This window comes from Pseudomonas edaphica (assembly GCF_005863185.1).
Taxonomy (GTDB): domain Bacteria; phylum Pseudomonadota; class Gammaproteobacteria; order Pseudomonadales; family Pseudomonadaceae; genus Aquipseudomonas; species Aquipseudomonas edaphica.
On record NZ_VBVZ01000452.1, the window covers coordinates 1 to 5118 of the forward strand.

Sequence of the window (5118 nt, forward strand, 5' to 3'; positions counted from 1 at the left end):
CCTCGGTTCACATCACAAACCGAGTCGTCTGCATCGCAGGCAAGCCAGCTCCCACACAAGCCAGCTCTCACACTGACCGCTTTCACAGCTCTGGGTCTAAATAAGACCCGGGAGCCTTACTGCATATTGATGATGACTTCTTCCTGCCACTTCTGCGGCAGTGCCTTGGAGGTCTTCTCCCAAGCGTCGGCATCTTTGATCGGCGTGACCTTCTTGTACTGCTCGTTCGGCAGCAGCTTGGCCTGTACATCGGCTGGCAGGGTCAGGTGCTCGGCGCGGATTGGACGTGCGTTGCCACGTGCCAGGTTGGTCTGGCCGGCGTCGCTGAAGATGTATTCGCGGGTCAGCTTGGCGGCGTTCGGGTGCTTGGCGTATTTGTTGATGATGGTGGTGTAGCCGGAAATTACCGAGCCGTCCGACGGGATCAGCACCACGTAGTCATCCGGGTTGGCCATTTTGGCTTTGTAGCTCAGGCCGTTGAAGTCCCAGACCACGCCCACTTCGACTTCGCCTTTTTCCATGGTGGCGATGGTCGGGTTGGCCAGTGACAGGCGGCCTTGCTTGGCGATCTCGGCGAACATCAGCAGTGCAGGCTGGATGTTCTTCTCGTCGCCACCGTTGGCCAGGGCGGCAGCCAGCACGCCATTGGCGGCTTGGGCGGCGGTGCTCACATCACCAATAGAGACTTTGTATTTGCCGGTTTTAAGATCAGCCCAGCTTTTTGGCGCTTCAGAGCCGTGCAGCAGTTTTTTGTTGACGATAAAGGCGATGGTGCCGGTGTAGGCCAGGGCCCAGTTGCCGTCTTTATCTTTGGCCCAATCCGGCACTTGTGCCCAAGTGGTCGGTTTGTACGGCTGTGCCACGCCCTGTTTCACCGCAATCGGGCCGAAGGCAGCGCCGACGTCACCGATATCGGCGCTGGCGTTGTCTTTTTCGGCGGCGAACTTGGCGATTTCCTGGGCCGAGCTCATGTCGGTATCGATGTGCTTGAGGCCGTAGGTTTTGGCCAGGTCGTCCCAGGTGCCTTTCCAGTTAGCCCAGTCATCGGGCATGCCGACGCTGTTGACGGCGCCTTCCGCTTTCGCGGCGGCTTCCAGAGTTTTTAGATCGGTATCAGCAGCCATGGCGGCGGTGCACATGGCAATGGTCGAGCCTAACAGTGATGCCAGGAAAAGCTGTTTCATCCGAAGCTCCTTTGGGCGTTTTCAACGCTGCGTTTTTATCGACGTTTGCGGTGGTGTTGGTCTAGGTCAGCAATACCTGAGCCAATTTAGGCTCGGTGGATGACAGTTTCATGTCGATGTCGTTTTTAAATCGTTTATGTCGCTGACTTCAGACTCAGCGTAGACCATGCCCAAGCGCCCGCAGGCCCTGGACTTGGCCGATGTATTGCAGGGTGTGGAGTGGGGCGGCGGCACGGGCTGTCATCTGTCGGTCATCTGTAATGCCTAGGCTGGCAGGTAACGGCAGACGCCCGAATACAGCGCGGTTTGTGCACCTGAACGGTGCTGGTCTAGTCCAGATAGGTAACGTTGATGCGTGATGAGGCAATCAAGGCGGTGACATCCATCGGCCTGGCACTGCAAGAGCAGATCGGCCACGGGCTGTTGCCACCCGCGAGCAAACTGCCCGCCGAGCGCAAGCTCAGCGAGTTGTTTGGTACCACGCGTATTACGGTGCGGGAAGCCTTGTTACAACTGGAGGCCCAGGGCCAGATCTATCGCGAGGAGCGGCGTGGCTGGTTCGTCTCGCCGCCGCGCCTGGCTTATAACCTGATGCAACGCAGCCATTTTCACGCGATGGTCAGTGAGCAAGGGCGCGTAGCCTCGACCGAAGTGATTTCGGCGCGGCTGCAGCCGGCATCGGCAGCGGTGTGTGCATGGTTGCAGTTGCCGGCGTTGTCGAGTGTGATCCAGATCTGCCGGGGCCGGCGGATCGATGGGCGGTTGGTGCTGTATGTGGAGCATTACCTGAACCCGCAATATTTTCCGGGGATTCTGGCGTGCGACCTTAACCAGTCGATGACCGAGTTGTATGCACGCAAGTACGACCTGCATTACGGCCGCGTGCGTTTCGAGATTGTGCCGACTTCACTGCCGGTGGAGGCTGCTGGCGCATTACGTGTGTCGGTGGGCAGCCCCGGCTTGCGGATCGCCCGGGTCAACTATGACCAGCATGAGCGCTTGATCGACTGCGACCTGGAATTCTGGCGCCATGATGCGATTCACGTGGGTGTGGATGTGGTTTGACCGCCGGACATTCAACGGATGCACCACACACTGAATGTGGGAGCTGGCTTGCCTGCGATAGCATCACCGCGATCTGACAGTGATACCGAGTTGCCCGCATCGCAGGCAAGCCAGCTCCCACATTCAGGGCGTCAGCGCCTTGATCACCTGATCCACATTGCCTTCCAACTCCGCCACCGGGTCAGCTCCGTCGACATTTAATACCAGCAGTTGCGCACCGCCTGCCGTTACGGCTGTTCTAACCGCCTCACTCGGTTGGCGGTGATGCAGCACCACGGCCACGTCGTTGCTTTTCAAGTCGGCACTGAGGGTGTGCAAGGCCTCAGGCGTCCACTGCGCATCCGGCCGGGCATCGGTGCTGAGCACTTCCAGGTTCAAGCTGCTGACCAGATAAGCAAAGTGATCACTCAAGCTGACCACACTCAGGTTGTCCGCCTTGGCCAGTCTTGCTTCGCTGTCGGCGCTGAGCTTGAGCAGGCGCTGTTTGAGCGCCGCGAGGTTGGCGTCGATCCTGGGTTTGGCCGCGGGCGCCAGGCGGCTCAGGTCGGCCGCCATCACATCGGCCATGCGCCCCATATTGTTGCTCGACTGCCACGGCTGGCTGTTCAGGCCATCGGCACCGCCCGGTTGCACAGCAATACCCGGCAAGCCGCCGTCCACCGGTCGCGCGGCGTCCACTTCGACGATACGAATATTGCTGCGCCGCGCCACCGGGTAGAGCGGGTCATCCGCCCACAGCGAGCGCAGGCCGATAGCCGCGTCGGCGTCCTGGGCCAAACTGCCCAAGGCCGGGGCACCCCGGCCGGTGAAGTAGGACACCTGCCGCGAACCGGGCAGGTTGGCCGGTGCTGCGCGCTCAAGCTGTACATCGGTGCCTTTGAGCAGCACCTCGGCCAGGCCGTAGGTGATGGGCAGCGAGGCCAGCACTTTCACCGGTTTGGCGGCGTGAACCGCAGGTTTTGCAGCTTCAGCGGCCATCAACGGCGCAGTGAATAAACAGGCAATGGCCAGGGCCAGCGGATGAAAAACAGAGCGCATTATCCAAGATTCCCTTTGAGGCTGGGCACGATGCCGCGCGCGATGGCGGCAACGGCGAAGGCGATACCGGCCACCAGAATGATCGCGGCACCGGACGGGATGGGCAGGTCGAAGATGATCGGCAGCAGAATGCCGCACAGCGTGCTGAGCGTGGCGATCACCACCGAGACCCAGAAAAAACCCTTGAGCGACTGGCTCAACAGGCGCGCTGCCGCCGCCGGAATCACCAGCAGGGCGCCGACCAAAATGGCGCCGATCACCTTGACCGCCGCCACGGTGATCAAGGTCACCAGGATCACGAACAGGTAATCCAGGGTTTTGACGGCCACGCCACGCACAGCGGCCAATTGCGGGTTGAAGCTGGCCAGCATGATGCGGTTGTACAGCGGTAACGCCAGGGCCATCACCAGTGAGCCGACGACCGCCAACACCAGCAGGTCATTGCCGTTAACCGTCAGCACCGAGCCAAACAGTACGTTTTCCAGAATGTGCACATTGATCTTGCCCGCCAGAATCAACAGCAGGCTCGCACCCAGCGCCAGGGACACCGAGAGGAACACGCCGATCAGGGTGTCTGGCGCCAAGCCGGTGCGGTTGCGCAGGTAATTGAGCAGGATGCCGAACAACAGGCAGTAGCCGAACAGGCTGCCGTAAGGCCCGGTATAGGGCTCGCCGAGCAGAATGCCCACGGCCACGCCGGTCAACGCGGCGTGCCCGACGGCTTCAGAGAAGAACGCAAAGCGCTTGACCACTACCAGTGTACCCAGGCCGCCCAGCACCGGGCCGATCAGCAAGCCGGCGAGCAAGGCGTTCACCACAAACCCATAGGCCAGTGCTTCCGGCAGGTACCCGGATGAAGCCCAGCCCTGGACCATCAAACGAAAGGCTTCATAACTCATTACGCCGCGCTCCGAGGATGGGTGGAAAACAGGGTCAGCAGGCGGTCCGGGGTCAGCGCTTCTTTCGGCGTGGCGTCGAACAGCACGCGACGGTTCAGGCCGGTGACGCGATCGGCCAGGCGGCCCACGGCTTCCAGGTCATGCTCGATCCACAGCACGGTGATCCCGGCCAGGCGCCAGTCATTGAGCAGCCGTTCGAACACCTGGATACCGGCTTCATCGAGTGCCGACATCGGTTCATCCAGTACCAGCAACTGCGGCGTCGGAATCAGGCCTTGGGCCAACAGCACGCGCTGACGCTCACCGCCGGACAACGCGCCCATGCGGCGCTTGCGTTTGTCCTGCATGCCGACCCGTTCCAGTGCTTCGCCAATCGCAGCGGCGTAATGCCGGGACAGGCCGAGAAATGCCGGGCGTCGCTGGCACATGGCGGCCATGAAATCGTCGACGGTCATCGGCAAGCCCCGATCAAACTCCAGCGCCTGGGGCACATAGCCGACCGTGCCTGGCGTGTTCGGCCAGTGCAGGCGCAATTGGCCCTGGTGCGGGGTCTGCCCCAGCAAGGTCTTGATCAGCGAGCTTTTGCCGCCGCCGTTCGGGCCGACCAGGGCGTGGATGCTGCCTGGTTCGACCTCAAAACTCACCGCGTCGAGAATCACTGTGCGGCCCAAGGTCAGGGAGATCGTGTCGAACTCAAGGGTCGGGCCAATGCTGGCGACTTTCAATTGCTGCGCTGCCGTCATGCCCCTGACTCCTGAATCGCCCGTACCACGGTGTTGAGGTTGCCGGTCATTTCCACTTCGTATTTCTCGGGCGTGTATTCGCCGTAGGAAATATGCGACAGCGGGTATAGCTTGACCCCGGATTCACGCTGGATGGTCTCGACGTAGGTAGACGGGAAATCCATCTCCGAGAAGATCACCTTCACATCC

At 61.0% G+C, this 5118-nt stretch carries 5 protein-coding genes and 1 pseudogene; 1 reads left to right on the forward strand and 5 read right to left on the reverse strand.

Annotation, left to right across the window (positions count from 1 at the left end; genetic code table 11):
• Nucleotides 1–116: 116 nt before the first annotated feature.
• Nucleotides 117–1184: an ABC transporter substrate-binding protein gene (locus tag FEM54_RS23925; RefSeq protein WP_017136367.1), complete on the reverse strand. Its 1068-nt coding sequence runs from the start codon at nucleotides 1182–1184 to the stop codon at nucleotides 117–119.
• 351 nt (nucleotides 1185–1535) lie between these two features.
• On the opposite strand from FEM54_RS23925, the gene FEM54_RS23930 reads away from it, so the two are divergent.
• Nucleotides 1536–2249 carry a UTRA domain-containing protein gene (locus FEM54_RS23930; protein ID WP_017136366.1) on the forward strand — a complete coding sequence of 238 codons (714 nt, stop codon included), beginning with the start codon at nucleotides 1536–1538 and terminating at the stop codon, nucleotides 2247–2249.
• A 123-nt stretch (nucleotides 2250–2372) separates the two neighbouring features.
• Here FEM54_RS23930 and FEM54_RS23935 read toward each other — a convergent pair whose 3' ends face one another.
• The 4 genes and pseudogenes from FEM54_RS23935 to FEM54_RS23950 all read right to left on the reverse strand — a co-directional run.
• A complete protein-coding gene (locus FEM54_RS23935) occupies nucleotides 2373–3287 on the reverse strand; it encodes a metal ABC transporter substrate-binding protein (RefSeq protein ID WP_138453380.1) in 915 nt (304 codons plus the stop codon).
• Nucleotides 3287–4186, reverse strand: a complete 900-nt coding sequence (locus tag FEM54_RS23940; protein ID WP_017136364.1) for a metal ABC transporter permease — start codon at nucleotides 4184–4186, stop codon at nucleotides 3287–3289. Before FEM54_RS23940 ends, FEM54_RS23935 begins: the two co-directional genes overlap by 1 nt.
• Nucleotides 4186–4929: a metal ABC transporter ATP-binding protein gene (locus FEM54_RS23945; RefSeq protein WP_017136363.1), complete on the reverse strand. Its 744-nt coding sequence runs from the start codon at nucleotides 4927–4929 to the stop codon at nucleotides 4186–4188. Before FEM54_RS23945 ends, FEM54_RS23940 begins: the two co-directional genes overlap by 1 nt.
• Nucleotides 4926–5118 (reverse strand): annotated as a pseudogene (locus tag FEM54_RS23950) (ABC transporter substrate-binding protein); the annotation flags it as partial. The gene FEM54_RS23945 and the pseudogene FEM54_RS23950, both read right to left, overlap by 4 nt.

Coding starts and splice junctions, on each gene's coding strand:
- FEM54_RS23945 (WP_017136363.1), bottom strand. CDS start 4,929: ATGACGGCAGCGCAGCAATTGAAAGTCGCCAGCATTGGCCCGACCCTT.
- FEM54_RS23935 (WP_138453380.1), bottom strand. CDS start 3,287: ATGCGCTCTGTTTTTCATCCGCTGGCCCTGGCCATTGCCTGTTTATTC.
- FEM54_RS23925 (WP_017136367.1), bottom strand. CDS start 1,184: ATGAAACAGCTTTTCCTGGCATCACTGTTAGGCTCGACCATTGCCATG.
- FEM54_RS23940 (WP_017136364.1), bottom strand. CDS start 4,186: ATGAGTTATGAAGCCTTTCGTTTGATGGTCCAGGGCTGGGCTTCATCC.
- FEM54_RS23930 (WP_017136366.1), top strand. CDS start 1,536: ATGCGTGATGAGGCAATCAAGGCGGTGACATCCATCGGCCTGGCACTG.